This is a genomic window from Bartonella koehlerae C-29, from assembly GCF_000706625.1.
GTDB classification, from domain to species: Bacteria; Pseudomonadota; Alphaproteobacteria; order Rhizobiales; family Rhizobiaceae; genus Bartonella; species Bartonella koehlerae.
In genome coordinates this window covers 913,874-936,248 of record NZ_KL407334.1, presented here as the reverse complement: position 1 = coordinate 936,248, position 22,375 = coordinate 913,874, and the positions used below count along the sequence as shown (strand labels likewise).

Annotated in this window: 19 protein-coding genes; 4 read left to right on the top strand and 15 right to left on the bottom strand. The window is 38.6% G+C overall.

The window, feature by feature from the left end:
- Positions 1-2: 2 nt before the first annotated feature.
- Positions 3-1,361 carry a nitrogen assimilation response regulator NtrX gene (ntrX, locus tag O9A_RS03950; protein ID WP_034458998.1) on the bottom strand — a complete coding sequence of 453 codons (1,359 nt, stop codon included), beginning with the start codon at positions 1,359-1,361 and terminating at the stop codon, positions 3-5.
- A gap of 1 nt (position 1,362) precedes the next feature.
- Positions 1,363-3,627 carry a sensor histidine kinase NtrY-like gene (locus O9A_RS03945; RefSeq protein WP_034458996.1) on the bottom strand — a complete coding sequence of 755 codons (2,265 nt, stop codon included), beginning with the start codon at positions 3,625-3,627 and terminating at the stop codon, positions 1,363-1,365.
- 160 nt (positions 3,628-3,787) lie between these two features.
- Between O9A_RS03945 and rirA the strand changes: the two genes are divergently transcribed.
- From rirA to O9A_RS03930, 3 genes are read left to right on the top strand one after another with little or no spacing between them, the layout of a single operon-like run.
- A complete protein-coding gene (rirA, locus tag O9A_RS03940; RefSeq protein ID WP_034458994.1) occupies positions 3,788-4,255 on the top strand; it encodes an iron-responsive transcriptional regulator RirA in 468 nt (155 codons plus the stop codon).
- A gap of 23 nt (positions 4,256-4,278) precedes the next feature.
- Positions 4,279-5,472, top strand: a complete 1,194-nt coding sequence (locus O9A_RS03935; protein ID WP_195890928.1) for a bifunctional 2-C-methyl-D-erythritol 4-phosphate cytidylyltransferase/2-C-methyl-D-erythritol 2,4-cyclodiphosphate synthase — start codon at positions 4,279-4,281, stop codon at positions 5,470-5,472.
- A complete protein-coding gene (locus tag O9A_RS03930; RefSeq protein WP_034458991.1) occupies positions 5,469-5,957 on the top strand; it encodes a CinA family protein in 489 nt (162 codons plus the stop codon). Before O9A_RS03935 ends, O9A_RS03930 begins: the two co-directional genes overlap by 4 nt.
- Positions 5,958-6,045: 88 nt before the next feature.
- On the opposite strand, the gene O9A_RS03925 is transcribed toward O9A_RS03930, so the two are convergent.
- From O9A_RS03925 to tpiA, 13 genes are all read right to left on the bottom strand, one after another.
- Complete coding sequence (locus tag O9A_RS03925; protein ID WP_034458989.1) at positions 6,046-6,507, bottom strand: type II toxin-antitoxin system RatA family toxin; 462 nt, start codon at positions 6,505-6,507, stop codon at positions 6,046-6,048.
- A gap of 2 nt (positions 6,508-6,509) precedes the next feature.
- Positions 6,510-7,472, bottom strand: a complete 963-nt coding sequence (lipA, locus tag O9A_RS03920) for a lipoyl synthase (protein WP_034458987.1) — start codon at positions 7,470-7,472, stop codon at positions 6,510-6,512.
- A gap of 72 nt (positions 7,473-7,544) precedes the next feature.
- On the bottom strand, positions 7,545-9,005 hold the full coding sequence (lpdA, locus tag O9A_RS03915) for a dihydrolipoyl dehydrogenase (RefSeq protein WP_034458985.1): 1,461 nt from the start codon (positions 9,003-9,005) through the stop codon (positions 7,545-7,547).
- A gap of 208 nt (positions 9,006-9,213) precedes the next feature.
- Entirely contained in the window at positions 9,214-10,542 is a 1,329-nt protein-coding gene (locus O9A_RS03910; RefSeq protein WP_034458983.1) for a pyruvate dehydrogenase complex dihydrolipoamide acetyltransferase, read from the bottom strand.
- 14 nt (positions 10,543-10,556) lie between these two features.
- Positions 10,557-11,930 (bottom strand): pyruvate dehydrogenase complex E1 component subunit beta, encoded by a 1,374-nt coding sequence (locus O9A_RS03905; protein ID WP_034458981.1) that lies wholly within the window; start codon positions 11,928-11,930, stop codon positions 10,557-10,559.
- A gap of 16 nt (positions 11,931-11,946) precedes the next feature.
- The gene (gene pdhA / locus O9A_RS03900) at positions 11,947-12,987 is read right to left on the bottom strand and encodes a pyruvate dehydrogenase (acetyl-transferring) E1 component subunit alpha (protein WP_034458979.1); all 1,041 of its coding nucleotides are present in this window, start codon (positions 12,985-12,987) and stop codon (positions 11,947-11,949) included.
- A 128-nt stretch (positions 12,988-13,115) separates the two neighbouring features.
- Complete coding sequence (locus O9A_RS03895) at positions 13,116-13,445, bottom strand: FtsB family cell division protein (protein ID WP_034458977.1); 330 nt, start codon at positions 13,443-13,445, stop codon at positions 13,116-13,118.
- A 329-nt stretch (positions 13,446-13,774) separates the two neighbouring features.
- On the bottom strand, positions 13,775-14,179 hold the full coding sequence (locus O9A_RS03890; RefSeq protein ID WP_034458975.1) for a TM2 domain-containing protein: 405 nt from the start codon (positions 14,177-14,179) through the stop codon (positions 13,775-13,777).
- Positions 14,180-14,258: 79 nt separating this feature from the next.
- Positions 14,259-15,518, bottom strand: a complete 1,260-nt coding sequence (gene eno / locus O9A_RS03885) for a phosphopyruvate hydratase (protein WP_034458973.1) — start codon at positions 15,516-15,518, stop codon at positions 14,259-14,261.
- A gap of 63 nt (positions 15,519-15,581) precedes the next feature.
- A complete protein-coding gene (gene kdsA / locus O9A_RS03880; protein WP_034458971.1) occupies positions 15,582-16,421 on the bottom strand; it encodes a 3-deoxy-8-phosphooctulonate synthase in 840 nt (279 codons plus the stop codon).
- Positions 16,422-16,458: 37 nt separating this feature from the next.
- Positions 16,459-18,087 (bottom strand): CTP synthase, encoded by a 1,629-nt coding sequence (locus tag O9A_RS03875; protein ID WP_034458969.1) that lies wholly within the window; start codon positions 18,085-18,087, stop codon positions 16,459-16,461.
- 125 nt (positions 18,088-18,212) lie between these two features.
- On the bottom strand, positions 18,213-18,671 hold the full coding sequence (gene secG / locus O9A_RS03870; RefSeq protein WP_034458967.1) for a preprotein translocase subunit SecG: 459 nt from the start codon (positions 18,669-18,671) through the stop codon (positions 18,213-18,215).
- Positions 18,672-18,751: 80 nt separating this feature from the next.
- A complete protein-coding gene (gene tpiA, locus O9A_RS03865; RefSeq protein ID WP_034458965.1) occupies positions 18,752-19,516 on the bottom strand; it encodes a triose-phosphate isomerase in 765 nt (254 codons plus the stop codon).
- A 153-nt stretch (positions 19,517-19,669) separates the two neighbouring features.
- Between tpiA and O9A_RS03860 the strand changes: the two genes are divergently transcribed.
- Entirely contained in the window at positions 19,670-21,559 is a 1,890-nt protein-coding gene (locus tag O9A_RS03860) for a peptidyl-prolyl cis-trans isomerase (protein WP_034458963.1), read from the top strand.
- Positions 21,560-22,375: the final 816 nt, after the last annotated feature.

Genomic DNA, 22,375 nt, shown 5'->3' with positions numbered 1-22,375 from the left:
ATCTATGAAACTCCAAGTGCCTTAAGCTTACGATGTAAAGCTGAACGTTCCATACCTATAAATTCAGCTGTACGCGATATATTTCCACCCAAACGCCTAATCTGCGCCTCTAAATACTTCTTTTCAAACAATTCTCGTGCTTCACGTAATGGTAAATCTATTATACTCTCATCTGTATCCATTTGAAGGCGCGGTAAAGAATCGCTCACTTCACTAGGAAGAAACTCTGTTGTTATTGGATCATCACCATCACGTACAAGAATAAGAAGACGCTCAATATTGTTGCGTAGCTGCCGTACATTACCCGGCCAAGCATGTGTTTGCAAAATAGCCATTACATCCTCACTAATTTCACGCGGTTTAATACCAACTTGCTGCGATATTGTTTTAACAAAATGGCGGACAAGTTCTGGAATGTCTTCACGACGTGCTGAAAGCGGTGGAACAGCAATAGGAACGACTGAAAGACGATGGAAAAGATCTTCTCTAAAGCGCCCATCAGAAATGAGATTTTCAAGATTTTGTGCTGTTGAAGAAATAATACGAACATCTACTTTGACACGTTTTGTACCACCAATTCTTTCAAATGCCTGCCCCGTTAACACCCGAAGAATCTTACCTTGAGTCTCACGTGGCATATCAGCAATTTCATCAAGATATAATATTCCACCATGGGCTTCCTCTAACGCACCAATCTTACGTTCTCCCCCCTCCATTTCGCTGCCAAACAATTCTATTTCCATTCTTTCCGGAGTGATCGTTGCAGCATTTATTGTAACAAATGGCCCATTCGAACGCGTTGAAAGTGCGTGAATAGCACGTGCTACCATCTCTTTTCCAGCACCCGAAGGACCTGTAATCATGATGCGACTATTGGTCGGCGCTACTTTTTCTATGATTTGGCGCAAATGTTTTATAGCAGTCGATGTTCCAAGCAGTTCCAATGTCTCATTTGAGCGCTTTCGTAATTCTAAAAGCTCACGTTTTAAATTTGAATTTTCAAGAGTTCGTTCTGCAACCAAGACAAGCCGATCAGCTTTAAAAGGTTTTTCAATGAAATCATACGCTCCTCGTTTTATCGCAGAAACAGCTGTCTCAATAGTACCATGACCAGAGATCATAACCACTGGAAGATTGGGATATCGCGTTTTAATTTCATCAAGCAGTGCTAGTCCATCGAGACGACTTCCTTGCAACCAAATATCTAAAAAAATGAGCTTTGGAATACGCTCACTAATTTGTGCCAATGCTTCATCAGAGTTACACGCAACACGTGTTTCATAGCCTTCATCATCTAAAATACCAGCAATAAGTTCACGAATATCCGCCTCATCATCGACAATTAAAATATCTGATACCATCTTATTCCCCTATCTTATGATTTATGGCTTGTGCAACATTACTCTGCTTAGCCCCATCCGCCGGAAATATCAAACGGATCATCGCTCCACGACCTTCATAAAAGCTTTTTGGTGCATCATGCAATTCCATGTAACCACCATGATCTTCAATAACTTTGCGCACAATGGCTAACCCAAGCCCTGTACCCTTTTCCCGCGTTGTGATATAGGGTTCTAATAATTTTTGCCTTTGCTCTTTAGGAAGCCCTTTACCGTTATCAACAACATCCACAACTACAGATCCTTCTTGATGATAGGAACGTACAAGAATATGTCCGTGAATACTCTCCTCTCGCATGACTGAGTCTATAGATTCGCTCGCGTTTTTGATAACATTGCAAAAAGCTTGCACAATAAGACGGTTGTCAAATGCGCCCATAAGTGGTGCACTTCCTAAGTCTTTCTCAAAATGAATATCATGTCGCGTAACTTCTATCAAGAAACATGCTTCACGCAGTAATCCACGTATATCTAAAGTATTCATTTGCGGTTTGGGCATGCGCGCAAAAGAAGAAAACTCGTCAACCATACGCCCAATATCTCCAACTTGTCGAATAATCGTATCGATACACCGCTCAAAAACTTCTCGATCCTGTGTAATAACTTTGTTGTAACGTTTACGAATACGTTCAGCTGATAATTGAATAGGTGTAAGTGGATTTTTAATTTCGTGTGCAATACGGCGTGCAATATCTGCCCATGCCGATGAACGTTGTGCTTCAACAAGATCTGTAATATCATCAATCGTTAAAACCCAGGATTGACCCTGTCCGTCATCTTCTTCCATCGTAATTTGCACATTACAAACGCGTTCTTGTCCGGAAACACTTAAAGTTACCTGCTCACAATGATTTTTACGACCTAATGAACGCGCAAACTGAAAAACTTGATCAATTTCAGTACTTAACGATAAAAGACTGTGTCCGATAACTTGCTCAGAGCGAATATTAAACATCGTTTCAATAGACCGATTGATAATTGTAATACTCCCATTATCATCGATTCCAGCTACACCCGCTGTTACACCAGACAAAACAGCTTCAGAAAAACGTCGTCTCTCATCAATTTGATCACGAACTGCAATTAGCTCATTGCGTCGACTTTTTAGTTCACTGACCATGTAATTAAAAGTTTTTGCTAACTGCCCAATATCCCCATCCCTCGCACGGACTGGCACAAAGATCTCCATATTCCCAGAAGCTACATCATCAGCAGCACTAATAAGAAGGCGAATAGGACGCACCAAGCGATCAGCAACAGCAATACCAGCCCAAATAGCCGACAAGAATAAACTAAAAAAAAGACACAAATAAAGCATACCAAATGCGATTTGCGTTAGCAGTCGATTTTCATTTAAATCACGATAACGGTCTGTATTAACTTCTGTCAAACGCAAAGCAGACAAAACGTCTTTATCAACGTCACGCACTAGATACAAAAATGTGTTTGGAATATTGGTAAATTTTAAAATAATGCCAAAATAATCATGAACTCCCGGTTGAAAGGAAAAAAGTCTTGTGCTACTTGCTCGCTCGATAAGGTTGGAAGGGGGGATAGGCAGTTTATCCTCATCACCAAGATCGCTCGATATAAAAACAGTTCCACTAGAACTTAACAAAAATGCACCACGCAGATTACGTCCTATAGCATGACGTGTCAATTGCATCCGATATTCAGCTGGATTACGCTCCAAAAGCTTTTTGTTATCGAGTGCAAAAGCCATAGCGTAAGATAAATTTTTCAAATTTTGCAGCATTTCATCGGCGTAAGCATTCGCTAAATCAATAGAAGAACCTACAATTTGCCGCGTTGTCGTATCAAACCATCGATCAAGACCTAAATTCAGAGCAGGTCCTGATACAAGAGCAACTGCAACAGCTGGCATTGTTGCAACAAGTGCAAACAATGAAATAAGACGCACGTGAAGACGAGATCCTGCACGCCTTGACCGCCACGTACGAATGATAGGTGTCATCTCGTAAAAAACAATGATCACCAGCCCCAAAACCCAAACACTATTAATCCCTATAAGAATAAGAGTTACAGCTCTACTGGGAACAATAGGGGTTAACCCAATAAGAATAATAAATGAAACAGACGCTGTTAATAAAGCCAACACAATAATTGTGATACCTAAAAAGATATATACCTTACTTAAGCGATACAGTTCATCGTTATAAGTACTTTGTTCTATGTCTTGGAGAGTCGCCACAGATGTTGTATTCATAATTAACTTATACTCTACCTTATCCCATTGTCTCCATATAACCTCTTGTGACAAAAATTGACAATACTACATTTAAAATATAGCCAATAAAGAACTTCTACATTTTCCAAAATATGTTTAAAATAAAGCGCTTTCGGTAATATTTTACAGAGGAGATGAGATGCGGTTAACAAAACAGACAAATTATGCCCTCCGAATTCTCATGTATTGTGCAGATAATCAGGAATCTCTAAGCCGTATTCCAGAAATTGCCAAAGCATATGCCGTTTCTGAGCTTTTTTTATTTAAAATTCTTCAACCACTTGTTGAAGCAGGTTTTATAAAAACAGTACGAGGACGCAATGGTGGCGTTAAATTGGCTAAACCTGCAGCAGAGATTTCGGTGGCCGATGTTGTGAAAGTAACAGAAGATAATTTTTCCATGGCAGAATGTTTTGATACTGCAAAATCTAATTGCCCATTGATCGATTTTTGTAATTTAAATACCGCACTTCAAAAAGCATTAAATGCTTTTTTTGATGTATTATCCGTGATATCTCTTGCTGATCTGCAACGCCCCTCCTTTCGAAATCAATTAAAGATTGATAATCGTGGAACAACCAACTCAAATCATGCGAAAAGCAACTAAGTAATACATAAGGAAAATCAATCATTTCTATTGCAGCAATTATATTAGCCGCTGGACGCGGTAAAAGAGCAAGATCTCTTCCCAAAAAACCAAAACAATACCGACTTCTAGGACAAGAGCCGGTTATTTGCCATACTGTGCGTTGTTTTTGTCAAAACCCAGCGATAACAACGATTATCCTTGTTATTCATCCAGAAGACCGTCAAATCTGTGAACAAGCTATTGCTGACTTTAAAGAACAGCTCATCATCATTGAAGGAGGAAATACACGTCAAAAATCTACCTTACGTGGACTTCAAGCACTTAAAAAATTTAAGCCTAAATATGTGCATATTCATGATGGTGCACGCCCTTTTATCGAAAACAAGCTCCTTGAGCAAATCCATACTACCATCAATCATCAAGAAGGCGTTCTTCCCGTTCTCGCCGTCTCTGATACTCTCAAACGTGTCAATAGCACACACCATGTTTTAGAAACAATTCCACGCACACATCTTTATAGTGCACAAACTCCACAGTGTTTTCCTTTTGAACGTATCTTAGCAGCCCATGAAAAAGCAATACAAGCTTGCAAAAAAGAATTCACCGACGATTCTGCAATTGCTGAATGGTTTGGAATTTCTATGCGTACCATTCCTGGAGACCCTAACAACATAAAAATTACATGGCACGAAGATTTTAATACCGCACATTTATATCTCCAGAAAAAAATGCAAATGTTCCCTGATATCCGTACCGGCAATGGTTATGATGTTCATTCTTTTGAAGAAGGAACTGCTCTTGTATTATGTGGCATAAAAATCCCTTTTCATAAAAAATTAAATGGACACTCTGATGCTGATGTTGCTCTTCATGCACTTACAGATGCTCTTCTCGCTACTCAAGGAGCAGGAGATATTGGCACACATTTTCCCCCCTCTAATCCTCAGTGGCAAAATGCATCTTCAGATTTTTTTCTACGTCATGCTCTTAGTATTGTTAAACAAGCAGGTGGGCGTATTGCCAATGTTGATATTACATTAATCGCTGAAGAACCTAAAATCAGCCTTTATCGTCATACAATGATAGAAAATCTTATGAATATACTCACAATTTCATCCGATCGAATCTCCATAAAAGCCACAACAAATGAAAAGCTTGGATTTATTGGTCGTGGTGAAGGCATTGCAGCTTTTGCAACAGCAAACGTCCTTTATCCAGGAGAAATTCCTAAATGACATGTTTTTGTGAAAAACAAGCACATAAAGTCCTTACAGCTTGTCGCCAAAAAGGTTTGCTTTTAACAACTGTCGAATCCTGCACAGGAGGGCTCATTGCTGCAAATCTAACCAATATTGCAGGGTCATCCGATGTATTCGATTGTGGATTCGTTGTTTATTCAAATGAAGCTAAAACTCGCCTTGTTGGCGTACGCGCTGAACTTATAAAAACCTATGGTGCCGTTTCAAAAGAAGTTGTTCTTGCAATGGCCGAAGGTGGATTAAAATATTCACAAGCTGAAATTGCAGTCTCTGTCACAGGAATTGCAGGACCAGGGGGAGCATGTTTCGATAAACCTTTAGGACTTGTGCATTTCGCAGTTATTTATAAAAATCATAAAACCCTGCACACAGAAATGCGCTTTGGTAATCTTGATCGCAAGGCTATTCGTCATGCAACTGTTGAAAATGCTTTGAAAATGATCTTGGAATCTCTGCAATGATATTCTCTCCATCTGATTTCAAGATGACACATCACTACAAACACCGTCCCATGACATACGACAGGTATCATAAATTTAACTGAACAAATTATGTTACCGGAGCACCATAAATCCTATGAGCACGCCTTTCAAAAGCATCGGTAAATTTATAAAAAGCAATATCAAACATTGAGCCCATTACCAACCCTAGCATTTTACTTTTAAATTCATAATCAATAAAAAATTCTATATTACAAACATTGCTCTTCTCAGTATGATGAAAAGCCCAACGATTTTCAAGATATTTGAATGGGCCATCAATGTATTTAACCTCTATGAGTTTTTCCTTCGGTTGAAGAAATACTTGAGTTGTGAAAGTTTCTCGGACAAGTTTATAGCCAACTGTCATGTCAGCAAGAAGCAATGTCTTCCCCTCACATTCCTTGCAAGAACGGACTATTAAAGCCTCACACATCGGTAAGAATTCAGGATAGCGTTTAATATCTGCAACAAGATCAAACATTTCACGGGCACTATGGGAAATTTGCCGATGTGTTGTAAAAGTCGGCATAACTATCTCTGTAAAGCAAATTTTTTATCACGTGCTTTTTGCAAAATTGCAAAATCATCACCTGCATGATGAGATGAACGTGTCAGAGGACTAGAAGCCATATGTAAAAAACCTTTCACTTTACCAATTTTAGCAAAAGACTCAAATTCTTCAGGAGGCACAAAACGAATAACTGGATGATGCTTTCGCGTAGGTTGCAAATATTGCCCAATTGTCATAAAGTCAACATCAGCAGAGCGCAAATCATCCATCAATTGGAGAATTTCGTTTCTTTCTTCTCCAAGACCAACCATAATGCCTGATTTTGTAAAGATTGTCGGATCAAGTTCTTTAACACGTTGTAATAACCGAATCGAATGAAAATAACGTGCTCCTGGGCGAACCTTTAAATATTTAGAAGGAACTGTTTCTAAATTATGATTAAAAACATCAGGTTTAGCAGTAACAACAATTTCTAAAGCACCATCCTTATGGCGAAAATCAGGTGTGAGAACTTCAATTGTTGTTTTTGGAGCTTTTTGACGAATCGCATAAATAACCTTCGCAAAATGCTCAGCACCACCATCAGAAAGGTCATCACGATCAACTGATGTAATGACGATATGTTTTAATTTCATCCGTGCAACAGCATCTGCCACACGTTCTGGCTCGTTCTCATCAACAGCACATGGAATACCTGTTGCAACATTGCAAAACGCACATGCCCGCGTACATATTTCACCCAAAATCATAAAGCTGGCATGACGTTGGCTCCAACATTCACCAATATTTGGACAACCTGCTTCTTCACATACGGTTACTAATTTATGAGCACGTACAATACCATGCGTTTCTTTATAAACTTGTGATGTTGGTGCTTTTACACGAATCCAATCCGGTTTTTTTTGAACGCTTGTATCCGGACGATGTGCCTTTTCAGGATGACGCAAACGTCTATTCGTAATTCTATCAACAACCGTAACCATCTAAGCCTTTGCCTCATCAATATAAAATGCCAATGAAAAATTAAACACAAAACTTTTCATACAATCCAGTTATTAAGCATTTAAAACTTGACCATAAGCATCCAATACACTTTCTTTCATCATTTCCGATAATGTCGGATGTGGAAAGACAGTACGTATCAATTCTTCCTCGGTTGTTTCAAGATTTATAGCAATGACAAAACCTTGAATCAATTCTGTTACCTCTGCCCCTACCATATGTGCACCAAGAAGCTGTCCTGTTTTTTTATCAAAAATAGTTTTCACTAATCCCTGATCTTCACCCAAAGCAATAGCTTTGCCATTCGCTGAAAATGAATAACGACCAACACGTATATCATAGCCTGCTTCTTTTGCCGCCGCTTCTGAAAGCCCTACAGAAGCGACCTGCGGTGTACAATATGTACAGCCTGGAATTTTCCTTTTATCAAGAGGATGAACACTCTCCAACCCCGCAAGACGTTCAATGCATATCACACCTTCTTCTTCTGCTTTATGTGCCAACATAGGTGGACCAGCTACATCACCAATAGCATAAATACCCTCTACACCTGTCCAACTCCACTCATCAGTTACAACGCACCCACGATTGGTTTTAATACCCAAAGCTTCTAATCCAAGATTCTCAATATTACCCTGAACCCCAACAGCTGAAATCAACCGATCCACTATAATTGTTTCTTTCTTACCCTTAACATCAATAGATGCAGTAACAGAATTGGAAGCTTTTTCAACCTTTGTTACTTTTGCTTGACTAAGAATGCGAATGCCTTTTTTCTCTAACTGTTTACGAGCAAATGTTGAAATTTCAATATCTTCAGCAGGCATGATGTGAGGCATCACTTCAACAACGGTTACCTTAGCACCCATATCATGGTAAAAAGAGGCAAATTCAATACCAATTGCACCAGACCCCATAACCAAAAGCGATTTCGGCATTGCATGGGGAGTCATAGCATCAAAATAAGTCCAAATGAGATTCCCATCTGGCTCAATACCAGGAAGGGTACGAGGACGCGCACCTGTTGCAATAATTACGTGCTTTGCTTGATAAGTCCCTTCTCCTAACGTTCCTTTCGGTACTGGATTTTGTGGTTGCATAATCGGTTTGGAAGACGACGAAACCATAATTTCCACAAGCTGGTTCCCTTTCACCTTCTTGGTAAGCTCTGCTTCACCCCAAATAATATCGATTTTGTTTTTTTTCATCAAAAAACCAACACCAGCATTTAAACGCGCTGAAACTGTACGCGAACGTGCCACAACATCTTTGATATTGGCTTCAATTGAACCGTTGAGCTTTAAACCATAATCTTTCAGATTTTCAGCAAAACGCTTCATTTCCGCTGAACGTAAAAGCGCCTTTGTTGGAATACAACCCCAATTTAAGCAAATCCCACCTAGATGTTCACGTTCAACAATCGCAGTTTTGAAGCCACATTGCGCCGCACGAATTGCGGTTACATATCCGCCAGGACCCGATCCGATCACAATTACATCATAAAGATTCGCCACAGTAATTCCTCCATGGATATGCACTCTTTGAGCTTAAGACCAAAAATATAACAGAATTTTCTGATGACTTTTATTCTAAGCTTCACATAAATGCCTTTACTCAATCAGAAGTGGTAACAATATCACCCTTCAAACTCCTTAAATCCACTGTTCTCATATTAGCATACCACACTCACACACACTTTACGTGAAGCATTTTTTAAACAGCTCAAATGAGCATTGTTAATGGATTTTCAATCATCTTCTTAAAAGTCCGCGCAAGCTCTGCTGCTAACGCACCGTCAACAGCACGATGATCAGCAGAAAGTGTAACCGACATAATTGTCGCAACCGCTAATGCACCATTTTTAACAACAGCACGTTGCTCACCTGCACCAATAGCAAAAATTGTCGCATGCGGCGGATTAAGAATAGCAGAAAAACTTTTCACACCATACATCCCTATATTCGATACAACTGTTGTTCCCCCCTGATATTCTTCCATTTTCAGCTTGCGCTCACGTGCACGCTTTGCAAGATCTTTCATCTCATTAGAAATAATCGATAAAGATTTTTTCTCTGCATGGCGAACAATTGGTGTAATTAACCCATTCTCAACAGAAACAGCTACCCCAACATCACAATGTTTGTGATGAAGTATTCCACCTTCAAGCCAAGAAACATTAGCATCGGGAACTGCCAGCAAAGAAAGTGCTGCAGCTTTAATAATCATATCGTTAACGGAAAGCTTATAAGCAGGCTTAGAGCCTTCTTGCATTTTAATTATTGGTGCAGCAGCATTCAATTGCGCACGCAACTCCACTAATGCATCGAGTTCACAATCGAGCGTTACATAGAAATGTGGAATTCTTTGCTTTGATTCCACCAAACGTTTGGCGATTGTTTTACGCATATTACTATGGGGTATGAATGTATATTCATTCTCTTTAAAGAGTTGCAGTATCTGTTTGTCAGAAGTACTTGCCACTACCGATTGTTCAATTTGTGAAGAATAAGAAGCCGTTAAAACACTACCACTCATGGCTTTTTCTACATCACGTTTGATAATACGCCCATGAGGACCACTTCCAGAAACAAGTGATAAATTGAGACCAGCTTGAGTTGCCAATCTCCGCGCCAAAGGAGAAGCAAAAAGACGCATCCCCTTTTTATCTTGCTGCATAACTTGTTGGACTGATGATATATGAGAAATCTGTGCTACCTTTGAATCTATCTGTTTTGCTCCCTCTGATTCTTTTATTGCAAAAAAGGAAGGAGTTTCTTCTGCAACCTTTGCAGCCTCAGCTAAGTCTTCCCCTTCTTCTGCTAAAACAACAATTAAACTATTCACTTTAACACCTTGTGTTCCTGCAGGAACAACAATCTTAGCAACGATTCCCTCATCAACCGCCTCTACTTCCATTGTCGCTTTATCTGTCTCAATTTCAGCAATTACATCACCAGAGAAAACCTTATCCCCCTCCTTAATATTCCATTTTGACAAATTTCCTTCTTCCATTGTTGGAGAAAGTGCAGGCATTGTAATCTTAATGGGCATAGTGCTTTCCTCCGTTATGCTTTATACGTTACAGCCTTAACGGCTTCAACAATTTCAGCGGTATTAGGCAAAGCCAATTTTTCAAGATTTGCAGCATAAGGCATTGGAACGTCTTTGCCAGCAATTGTAACAACTGGAGCATCAAGATAATCAAAAGCCTGCTGCATAACGCGCGTTGCTATCTCAGTCCCAACAGATGACTGCGGATATCCCTCTTCAATTGTTACCAAACGACCTGTTCTTTTAACTGAAGAAACAATTGTTGGAAGATCCATCGGACGAATGGTCCGTAAATCAATCAATTCAACGTCAATACCAAGTTTTTCAATTTCTGGAAATGCTTGAACTGCATAATGCATGCCAATCCCACACGCAACAATCGTCACATCTTGTCCAGATTTATGAATACGCGCTTTCCCAATAGGTAAAACAAAATCATCTATTTGTGGAACATCAAATTGATAACCATACAAAATCTCATTTTCAAGAAAAATAACGGGATTGTCATCACGAATAGCAGCTTTTAGCAAACCTTTTGCATCGGCAGCACTGTAAGGCATAACAACTTTAAGACCTGGAACATGACTATACCAGGCAGCATAACACTGAGAATGCTGAGCGCCAACACGTGCAGCAGCCCCATTGGGACCTCGAAAAACCATAGGAGCGGTCATTTGCCCACCAGACATATAACGGGTCTTCGCTGCGGAATTGATAATTTGGTCAATTGCCTGCATAGCAAAATTAAATGTCATAAACTCAACAATGGGACGCAGTCCTCCAAAAGCAGCACCAATAGCCAATCCTGCAAAACCATGTTCTGTAATTGGTGTATCAATAACCCGGCGTGTACCAAATTCCTCCAATAAACCTTGGCTAACCTTATAAGCACCTTGATATTGCGCTACTTCTTCCCCCAACAGGAAAACCATTTCATCACGCCGCATCTCCTCAGCAATAGCCTGATTAAGCGCTTCACGCACTGTCATCGTAACCATTTTTGTCCCCTCTGGAATATCAAAATCAGGAAGAGTAACCAGAATAGGAGGCCGTGGCACTGATGAAGAAAAAGAGGAAGACGTGCCCCCATTCTTTTGATGCATATTTAAAGAATTTGTAGTCTGCGAAATATTCTCAATAGTTTCACCTTCTTCTAACAATACTGCAATAACGGTGTTAACTCTCACCCCTTCAGTGCCTTCAAGCACACAAATTCTACCAAGAATACCTTCATCGAGAGCCTCTACTTCCATCACTGCTTTATCAGTCTCAATTTCAGCAATTATATCACCAGAACTAACTTTATCGCCTTCTTTCTTGAACCATTTAGATAATTTACCTTCTTCCATAGTTGGTGAAAGTGCAGGCATCAAAATATCAATAGACATACTTGCTTCCCTCACATCAAATTAAAATGTCAGTATAGAGCTCAGAAGCATCTGGCTCCTGATCACTTTGCGCAAAATCTACCGCATCAGCAATAATCGCACGTACCTCTTTATCAATAGATTTTAAATCGTCTTCGCTCACAAAACACTGTTGAAGAATTCGATTTTTTACTTGATCAATCGGATCTTGTTCCTCTTTTATTTTCTGCACTTCTTCCTTTGAGCGATATTTTGCTGGATCAGACATGGAGTGACCACGATAGCGATAAGTCTGCATATCAAGGATAATAGGCCCTTTACCTGAACGCGCCCAAGTAATTGCTTCATCAGCAGCTCCTTTTACTGCTCGAACATCCATACCGTCAACAACAATACCTGGAATTTCAAAGGAAAGACCACGACGAGAAAAATCAGTTTCTGCAGATGCACGAGCAACTGATGTCCCCATAGCATACTGGTTATTTTCAATAATATAGACAACGGGAAGCTTCCAAAGCGAAGCCATATTAAAACTCTCGTAAACTTGCCCCTGATTGGCAGCACCATCACCAAAATACACCAATGTCACGTTATCTTTACCAAGATACTGATTCGAAAATGCCAAACCAGAGCCAATTGGAACCTGTGCACCAACAATGCCATGCCCACCATAAAAATTCTTTTCTTTAGAAAACATATGCATCGACCCCCCTTTCCCCTTGGAAAAACCACCTTGACGCCCTGTTAACTCTGCCATGACCCCACGGGGGCTCATCCCAACCGCCAACATATGTCCATGATCACGGTAAGATGTAATAACCTGATCACCTTCTTTTGCTGCCTTTAAGGTTCCAATAACAACAGCTTCTTGCCCAATATAGAGATGACAAAACCCACCAATAAGCCCCATACCATAAAGTTGCCCTGCCTTTTCTTCAAAACGGCGAATTAAAAGCATCTTACGGTAGGCATCAATTTCCTCTTCTTTTGTAAAACTGGCTATTTGTCCTTTCTTTGTGGTGTTTGATAATGCATTATGTACCACCGACGCAGAATTTTTTGTAGATCGTTCTGCCATATTAAACTCCTTGTTATGATTATTTAGGAATAAACTTTACGAACAAAAGTTACAAGCATTATCAATCAGTTTAAATAATATCATAGGGGATTGTTTTAAAATATGTTTTGAAATTAAGCGATTTCTAATTAACTTTTAATATCATTTAAAGGAGTTAAAATTGTCAATTCATTTGGCTTCGAAAAGTTTAAATTCTTCCTAACGTACTCATCCAGCATATCCTTTTCAATATGCCCGTTGCGTAAAAGAGAAATACGCTTTTCAATGAGCATCCGCTTAGCTTCTAACTTCTGAAGTTCCTTTTCTAATTCGGCAATATATTGATTAACTTCATTGCGTGAGTACAAGCCATATTCACCATGATAAATATGATAACTGAAATAGCTTAAAACTCCCACTGTCATAAGTGGGAGTACAAAGCGCATTTTGATTGATCTGCGTTTTTGCTTTGTCCACATAAAATAGAACAATCTTTAAAGCATAACCCTTTTCATACCTGATTCAAGTATGAACAATTTTGATTAATACCTTATTACCAAATCCATATATGCAAATAATTTGTTATTATACGCTGAGCACCCCTGCCATAACAAAGCTCTGCCATATTATCTTCTATTACATTGCAATATACGGGGTATTTACTAATTCATGACTCTATAGTCATTTGTCTATAAAGTTCGCTTTAACATGACTATAAAAACACTAAATGCTCAAACCCAAAAAATATTTCTTATTTTTTATATTCTACATTTACAATAATACTTTATGTTATTATATACAATTTCCACTAATGTGTAATTTGATTACCATTTTTGTCAGTAAATTTCCCAGCCATAATGACTATAAAATCAACAATTGTCCAAATTCCTGTAATCATCAACCCGACAAGTGTTAAAGATAGAATAAGCATTAAAGCACCAGTCCAAACTTTACCAACCATAAAACGATGAACACCAAATATACCAGCAATCCAACAAACGAGTGCAAGCATTACTTTTAAATGTTCTGACTGTTTTTTTAATAATGGAAAAACAGAATTGACAACATCGCCTTCACATACAAAATCAACAGTATCACCTATCTTCGGTGGCTTCTTCCCTGACCAATCCCAAGTCACAAATTGATAACGCTTACCATCATCACCGGAAACGAGATAAGTTCCCTGATCCTGACTAATAATTATACCTCTCATCTTTTAACACCTATAAAATCTTTGCCCTCATGCCTCATAGTTAAATCTTACAATTTCAATGATATCACAATCAACAATACTAATTACCGGCATAACATGCCTGCAATCCTAACATTTCTTCAATACGAATAAGCTGATTATATTTTGCTAATCTATCCGAACGTGCAAGCGAACCCGTTTTAATTTGCCCACAATTGGTCGCAACGGCAAGATCTGCAATAAAAGAATCTTCCGTTTCACCTGAACGATGAGATATAATAGCACGATAACCTGCTTTATGCGCTGTTTCTACAGCATCAAGTGTTTCACTCAGCGTGCCAATCTGATTAACTTTGATAAGAATAGAATTGGCCACTCCCATTTTAATACCATCCCGCAAACGCGCAGAATTTGTTACAAATAAATCATCACCAACAAGCTGACATTTTTTTCCAATTGAGTCAGTGAGTAACTTCCAACCTTCCCAATCGTCTTCAGCCATACCATCTTCAATTGTAATAATAGGATAAGTTTTAATAAGTTGCGCTAAATAATCTACCTGTTCCCCCACATCACGACACTTTCCCTCACCTTTATAAAAATATGAACCATTTTTATAAAGTTCTGTTGCAGCACAATCTAAACCAAGAGCAATTTGTTTACCTGGTTTATACCCACAGGTTATTATAGATTCCATAATAAAATCAATTGCTTGCTCGGTGCTTTTAAATTGAGGTGCAAAGCCACCCTCATCACCAACATTGGTATTATAACCTGCATCTTTTAAACGTTTTTTTAACGTATGAAAAATTTCAGCACCATAGCGAATTGCTTCTTTTAACGTAGATGCTCCTACAGGAATAATCATAAATTCTTGAAAATCAATTGGGTTATCAGCATGGACACCACCATTAATAATATTCATCATTGGTGTTGGAAGAACATGTGCTTGTGTACCACCAATATAACGATATAGAGGTAAAGACAATGACTCTGCTGCCGCTTTTGCTACAGCCAATGAAACACCAAGAAGCGCATTAGCGCCAAGACGCACCTTGTTTGGTGTTCCATCCAAGGCAATCATTGCTTGATCAATGCCGATTTGATTTCTGGCATCCCGCCCACTAAGTTCCTCAAAAATCTCGCCATTTATTGCAGCAACCGCTTTCTCAACGCCTTTTCCTTGATAGCGCATACCACCATCACGTAGTTCTATAGCTTCATGGGTACCAGTCGATATCCCGGAAGGAACAAGAGCACGACCGAAAGCTCCATCTTCTAAATGAACATCAACTTCTATCGTTGGATTACCTCGGCTATCAAGCACTTCACGTCCAATAATATCGATAATTGCAGTCATGTGCGTTCCCTTATTCAACACAAGTCTCGATCATTTTGAATATCATAATGAGAAATATCCTCTCTATCCAATTGTCTTCTTTGACAGATAATCAAATTCCATTAAAGTCTCAAGCAGTCTTTGTAAATGATCAGTTTTAATCATATTCGGTCCATCAGAAGGGGCATTATCTGGATCTTGATGCGTTTCTAAAAAAATACCAGCCACCCCAACCGAAACAGCCGCACGCGCCAAAATTTCAACAAATTGACGCTGCCCACCAGATGAATCACCTTGACCACCCGGCTCCTGAACAGAATGCGTTGCATCAAAAATAACAGGAACACCAAATGAACGCAAAATAGGCAATGAACGCATATCAGAAATAAGTCGATTATAACCAAATGAAGTGCCGCGTTCACAAAGCATAACATTCCGGTTACCGTTTTGCGTGACCTTTCTTAAAACATTTTTCATATCCCACGGCGCTAAAAATTGACCTTTTTTTATATTGATAACACGCCCCGTTTTGGCTGCTGCTACCAAAAGATCTGTTTGACGACATAAAAAAGCGGGTATTTGCAAAATATCTACCGTTGGAGCAACAACTGCACATTGCTCTTCTGTATGCACATCAGTCAAAATCGGACAACCAAATGCCTTCTTCAAATCAGAAAAAATAGCCATTGCTTTTTCAAGACCAATACCACGTACCGCATTCAAAGACGTCCTGTTGGCTTTATCGTAACTTGATTTATACACAAACCCAATACCAACTTGATCCGTAATTGTCTTAATTAGGCCAGCCATTTCAAAAGCGTGATCGCGACTTTCTATCTGACATGGTCCTGCAATTAATGAAAAAGGTGCTTCATTTGAAAAAACAATATTTCCAACTTTCACAACGGCATTTGGTTCAGACATTGTATACCTCAAAAAGCAAATAACCCAATTTTATGAACTAAACCAATCGACTTTGTTCTACAGTGGCTGCAATAAAAGAAGAAAAAAGTGGATGTGGATCAAACGGACGTGATTTTAGTTCTGGATGATATTGAACACCAATAAACCATGGATGATCTGCATATTCTATCGTTTCCGGCAAAATACCATCAGGAGACATACCAGAAAAAATCAAACCATACTGTTCTAGCTTGTCTTTATAATCAATATTGACCTCATAGCGATGACGATGTCGCTCGCAAATCCTTGTCATGCCATAAATTTTGGCAATATGGCTATTTTCTTTCAACTCTGCGGCAAAAGAACCAAGACGCATGGTACCACCAAGATTGCCACATTGAGTGCGTGTCTCAAGAATATCCCCTTTGAGCCATTCTGTCATTAAACCCACAATCGGATTTTTTGTTTCGCAAAACTCACTTGATGAAGCATTCTCAATCTGTGCAATATTGCGCGCAGCTTCTATACAAGCTAATTGCATCCCAAAACAAATACCGAAAAATGGAACTTTACATTCCCGCGCAAATTGAATTGCTCGCATTTTTCCTTCTGCACCACGCGCTCCAAAAGCACCAGGTACCAAAATCCCATGAACTTTTTGTAAAGTAGATGTCGGATCTTCTCTTTCAAAAAGCTCCGCATCAATCCATTCAATATTAACTTTTACTTTATTGGCTAAACCACCATGTGCAATCGCTTCAGTGAGAGATTTATACGCATCCTTCAATCCCGTATATTTCCCAACAACAGCAATTGTCACTTCCCCTTCGGGATGGTGAATTCGACGTGTAATATCTTCCCAACAATCCATTTTTGGTTTATGTACTGGATTCATTCCAAAAGCAGAAAGAACTTCTGAATCTAATCCCTCTTTATGATATGCTATGGGAACATCATAAATCGTTGGCATATCTAATGCCTGAATAACTGCAGTTGGGCGAACATTACAAAAAAGTGATAATTTACTCCGCTCTGTTTCTGGAATAGGTCTATCTGCACGCACCAACAAAATATCGGGAGCAATACCAACTGATTGTAATTCTTTGACAGAATGTTGTGTTGGCTTTGTTTTTAATTCACCAGCCGAAGAAATATAAGGCATTAATGTAAGATGCACATAAATAACATTTTGCCTCGGCAATTCATTGTGAAGCTGACGAATCGCTTCAAGAAAAGGCATTGCTTCAATATCACCAACAGTGCCACCTATTTCACATAAAACAAAGTCAAATTCTTCGTTTCCCGTAGTAATGAACCTCTTAATCTCATCAGTGACATGAGGAATCACCTGGACTGTTGCACCCAGATAATCACCACGTCTCTCTCGTTCAATGATATTGCGATAAATACGCCCTGTTGTAATGTTATCTTGGCTATTTGCAGAACGCCCGGTAAAACGCTCATAATGACCAAGATCAAGATCCGTTTCTGCACCATCATCTGTTACAAACACCTCACCATGTTGATAAGGCGACATCGTACCTGGATCAACATTCAAATAAGGATCGAGTTTGCGAAGCCGTACGCGATACCCACGAGCCTGCAATAACGCAGCTAACGCTGCCGCTGCGATGCCTTTTCCAAGGGAAGAAACCACACCACCAGTAATAAAAATATAACGTGCCATGGGCTTATAGTGATAAGCAGTTTATAATGATTTTTCCAGAAAAAAATGTAAAGAAAAACAATTTTTTCCTATAAAATAAAAAAGGTGAAAAAATCACCTTTTTCAATCTGTCTCTCTTGAAAAAACTACTTTTCGCCATTATTATCGGTCGGATTTTCAAGAATCGGCGGGACTGGGTTTTCAACTGCAGGATGATCTCTAGGCTGATTTTGTTCTTGAAGTGGAATCGAACCACCACCTAGTTTCTCAAGAGTAGAGGGTTCGGATTTGCTATCTGATAATGGCGCAACTTCTGAAGTGCCTTTATTGGTAGAATTTTGTTCTGAGTGGACCGGAATACGTTTGAGAATATCAGAACTGAAGTTTGATATACTGCCTACTACGATAAGTCCAATAGATATTGCAAAAAAACAACACGCCAGGATAGCCGTCAAACGAGACAGCGCATTTTTGCTACCACGGGTTTTTATTAACCCAGAACCACTACTAACACCAAGCCCACCACCTTCCGAAGGTTGAATTAATATAATACCAACCAAAGTAATAACAACCAAAAAATGTATAACAATAAGTACTGTTTGCATAAATCCTGCTCTTCAAATAACTCTTTATGGTTATTTACACATAAATCGCACACAATCCAAGAGAAAACCAAGTTTTTCTATTATAATTTACGATAAACATCGCAAATAGTTAAAAAATCAATTGCTTTTAAACTTGCTCCACCTATCAAAGCACCATTCACATGAGCAGTACTCAGAAGCTCGAATGCATTGGATGGTTTTACTGATCCACCATACAGCAAACGTATCTTGCCTCCCTCATCACCAAAACGAGAACGCATCTTATGATGAATAAACGCATGTACCTCTGCAACATCTGCGGAAGTCGCTGTATTGCCTGTCCCTATAGCCCATATAGGTTCATAAGCGATAATGACATTTTCTGCTGTTGCGCCCTCCGGTAAAGATCCTTCAAGTTGCCGCGTAAGCACACCAAAGACTTTATTACTTTTGCGCTCTTCCAACGTTTCTCCAATACAAATAAGAGAAACAAGACCTGCTCGCCATGCCGCTCGCACTTTAGCACAAATAATTGCATCACTTTCCTGATAAACTGTGCGACGCTCTGAATGCCCAACAATAACATGACTTGCTCCTGCTTCTTTAAGCATAAAAGCTGAAATATCTCCAGTATAAGGACCATAATCATCAAAATGACAATTTTGCCCCCCTAAGAGAATATTTTCTCCACCCAGAATATCAGAAGCACGGGATAAAAGCGTTGCTGGAACACAAATAAGCGCTTCAAACAAACGACCTAAATCAGAGCTAATGCCAGCGGCAATGGCACGCAACTCTCCAAGAGATTCACCAGTTCCATTCATTTTCCAATTTCCAGCAATAAGAGGTCGAATATTTTGAGACATATTTTTACCTTAAGAGCAATCACAACATATTGTTTATCTTTAGGTATCAAATTATAAAATGAAAGCAAGTCTTTAAGCTTGCATCTTACGCATCTTTATTGCAAATTCGGTTATTACTTTGATGATAACTCATGCAACAAATGGAATTGAACGATGCTTGACATCATAAGAAACTCTACAAATTCTTGGATTGCTAGAATTTTTCTTGCTATTTTGCTTTTATGTTTCATCCTTTTATGGGGGATACCACAATTATACACAAAGAGTGAAAGAGGTCTTATCTCTTCTGGAGAGTCCATAATAACTGTCGATGATTATCGTCTCGCACTAGCTGATCAAAGTGCACGTTTAGCACTCGCTTCTCGTCTTGGACGCATGTTCACACCAGGTGAAATGCAGCAATACCAAATCCCCGCTTTTGTTTTTAATCAATTACAACAAGATGTGCTCTTTGATGAGCAAACGCGTCAAATGAAAATCAATCTTTCAAAAGATGCTATAGCTCATAGCATTAGTGCGGATAATATTTTCCAAATAAACGGTGTCTTTAATCATGATTTGTTTCGTAACTACCTTCAACAATTACATATCAACGAAAGTAATTTCCTTGATTATTACACAAAAAAAGAAAAGCGTAATCAGCTTATTTCAGCGTCACTGTCAGGGATGAAAGCACCAGATCTTTTTTATAAAGCACTCGCTTTTTATCAAGTAGAAACCCGCATTGCCGACTATCTTGTTCTTGATCTAAAAGAAAAGGAAACAATTTCTGAACCTGATCAAGAAACATTGCAAAAATGGTTTGAAACACATAAGAGCGAATTTCGTGTTCCAGAATACCGTACCGTTTCTTTCTTATCCATGAAACTCGCTGATTTTGTAAAACCCGAAGATATCTCAGAAGATGAGGTGAGAACCTATTATACCCACAATGCCTCGCGTTTTATAACTCCTGAAAAACGTACGATTGAAGAATTACGATTTCCTACACGCGAGGCAGCTGATAATGCAGCGAAAAAAATAGCCAATGGATTAAGTTTCGATGATTTAGTTAAAGCTGAAAACAAGACTCTCAATGACATAAAAAAAGGGCCTCTAGCAGAAAGTGAACTTCCTAGCTACCTATCCTCCGAGATTTTTGAACTTAAACAAGGACAAGTCAGTGCTGTAATCAATGATTTACAAGGTCCTGTTATCATTCGTGTTACACATATTACACCTGCAGGCCCCATTCCTTTCGAAAAAGTGGAAAACAATATTCGCCAAATACTTGCTCAAAATCGTGCTGCTGATGATATACGTAACAATTATACAGCAATTGAAAATGCACGTTTTGAAGGCACTTCTCTCAAAGAGCTTGCTGACCAATATAAATTGCCTTTGCGGACAATTACCCTTGATAAAACAGGAAAAACAATTGAAGACACAATACTTACAGATCTACCCCAAAAAGATCTTTTGCTGAACTCCATATATCAATCAAACGAAGGAGCTGATCTTGATCCACTCTCTCTTCCAAAAGGCGGGTATCTCTGGTACAAGGTCGATACTATCACTCCTTCGCACGATAAAACACTTGAAGAAGCAAAACAAGAGGTTATTGCCCAATGGAAAAAGGAAGAAATCCAACGCTTTCTTGATGAAAAAGCCAAGAATGCTCTCAAACAGCTTAATGAAGGAAAAAGTCTTGTTTCTCTTGCCCATATACTTGGTATTACAAAACAAACGACACAGCCCCTTCGGCGTCAAGATTCATCTGAAATCCTTGGATTTGAAGGCGTTAAAGCATTATTTTCTGGTCCAAAAGGTCACTATGGTATAGTAAAAGGTCCTGTTACAACAAACCGTATCCTTTATCAAATAAAGGAAGTCACTCTGCCTAAAGACATCTCTGCTCATACCCTTTCATCTGATATTCGTACCAACATAGATATGATGATAAGAGAAGATCTAAAGCTAGAGATGCTGCATGCTGCCAATAAAGAACATCCTTTAAAAATTAATAGCACTAACTATAATCAAATCTTTAAAGCGCTCCAATAAAAGTGTTGCAAATGATTTTAAATATTTATTTTGATAAAATTGTGTTTAGCATTTTATCTGTAATTTAAAAACCAGACAAAATTCTTTTCGTCTGGTTTTAGAACACATAACATTTTTATAATAGCTTTCTTTTAAACCCTTGAAACTGTAGAAAAATAAATGCATCCCATCTTTATCGAACGGAGATAAATTTTTATGAAACAGACGAAGAAATTTAGAAAAGCGTTTCTTTAGTGTATTTAAAGATTTTATCAGCTCTAACTGAAATTTAAATGTTGTTGTGACAGACATTGATTATTTATTTTTCACAGTCTATCCATAGTTGAAAATTTTCTTGTAAGAAGAAAAGAGAGTTTTTCTCGTTAAAACAAGAAATCATGTTTTATCAGAAAATAAAACACTCAATACATTCAAAGCTCTGAGTATTAAAATTCCAATATCCCTAGATTCTGTGTATTTAACACTCTAAACAAGAGGGTGATTGAAAAATTGACTAGAAATTTTATCAAAGGAGAAGCTTTTTTATTGAATCAATAGGAGATAGATCTCAAATCTTTGAGTTTCTTAAAGGAGATTTTGATAAAGCGATTTGTAAAGACGCTCATCATTATTCTATAATGTTTTCTGAGTTGAGTGGAAAAAAACAGAGATGCAGTTTTACTTCCCCTCCATTTTTCTTAATACATCTAAACATAGCCTTTTATTCGCAATAGCTGAATGTATTTTTATTCCCTTCAAAAAACTGAGATTCTGGAACAATATCATTCAATCTCCTTATTTAAGAAAAAAACGTAAAGATCGGTTCAAAATCTCCAC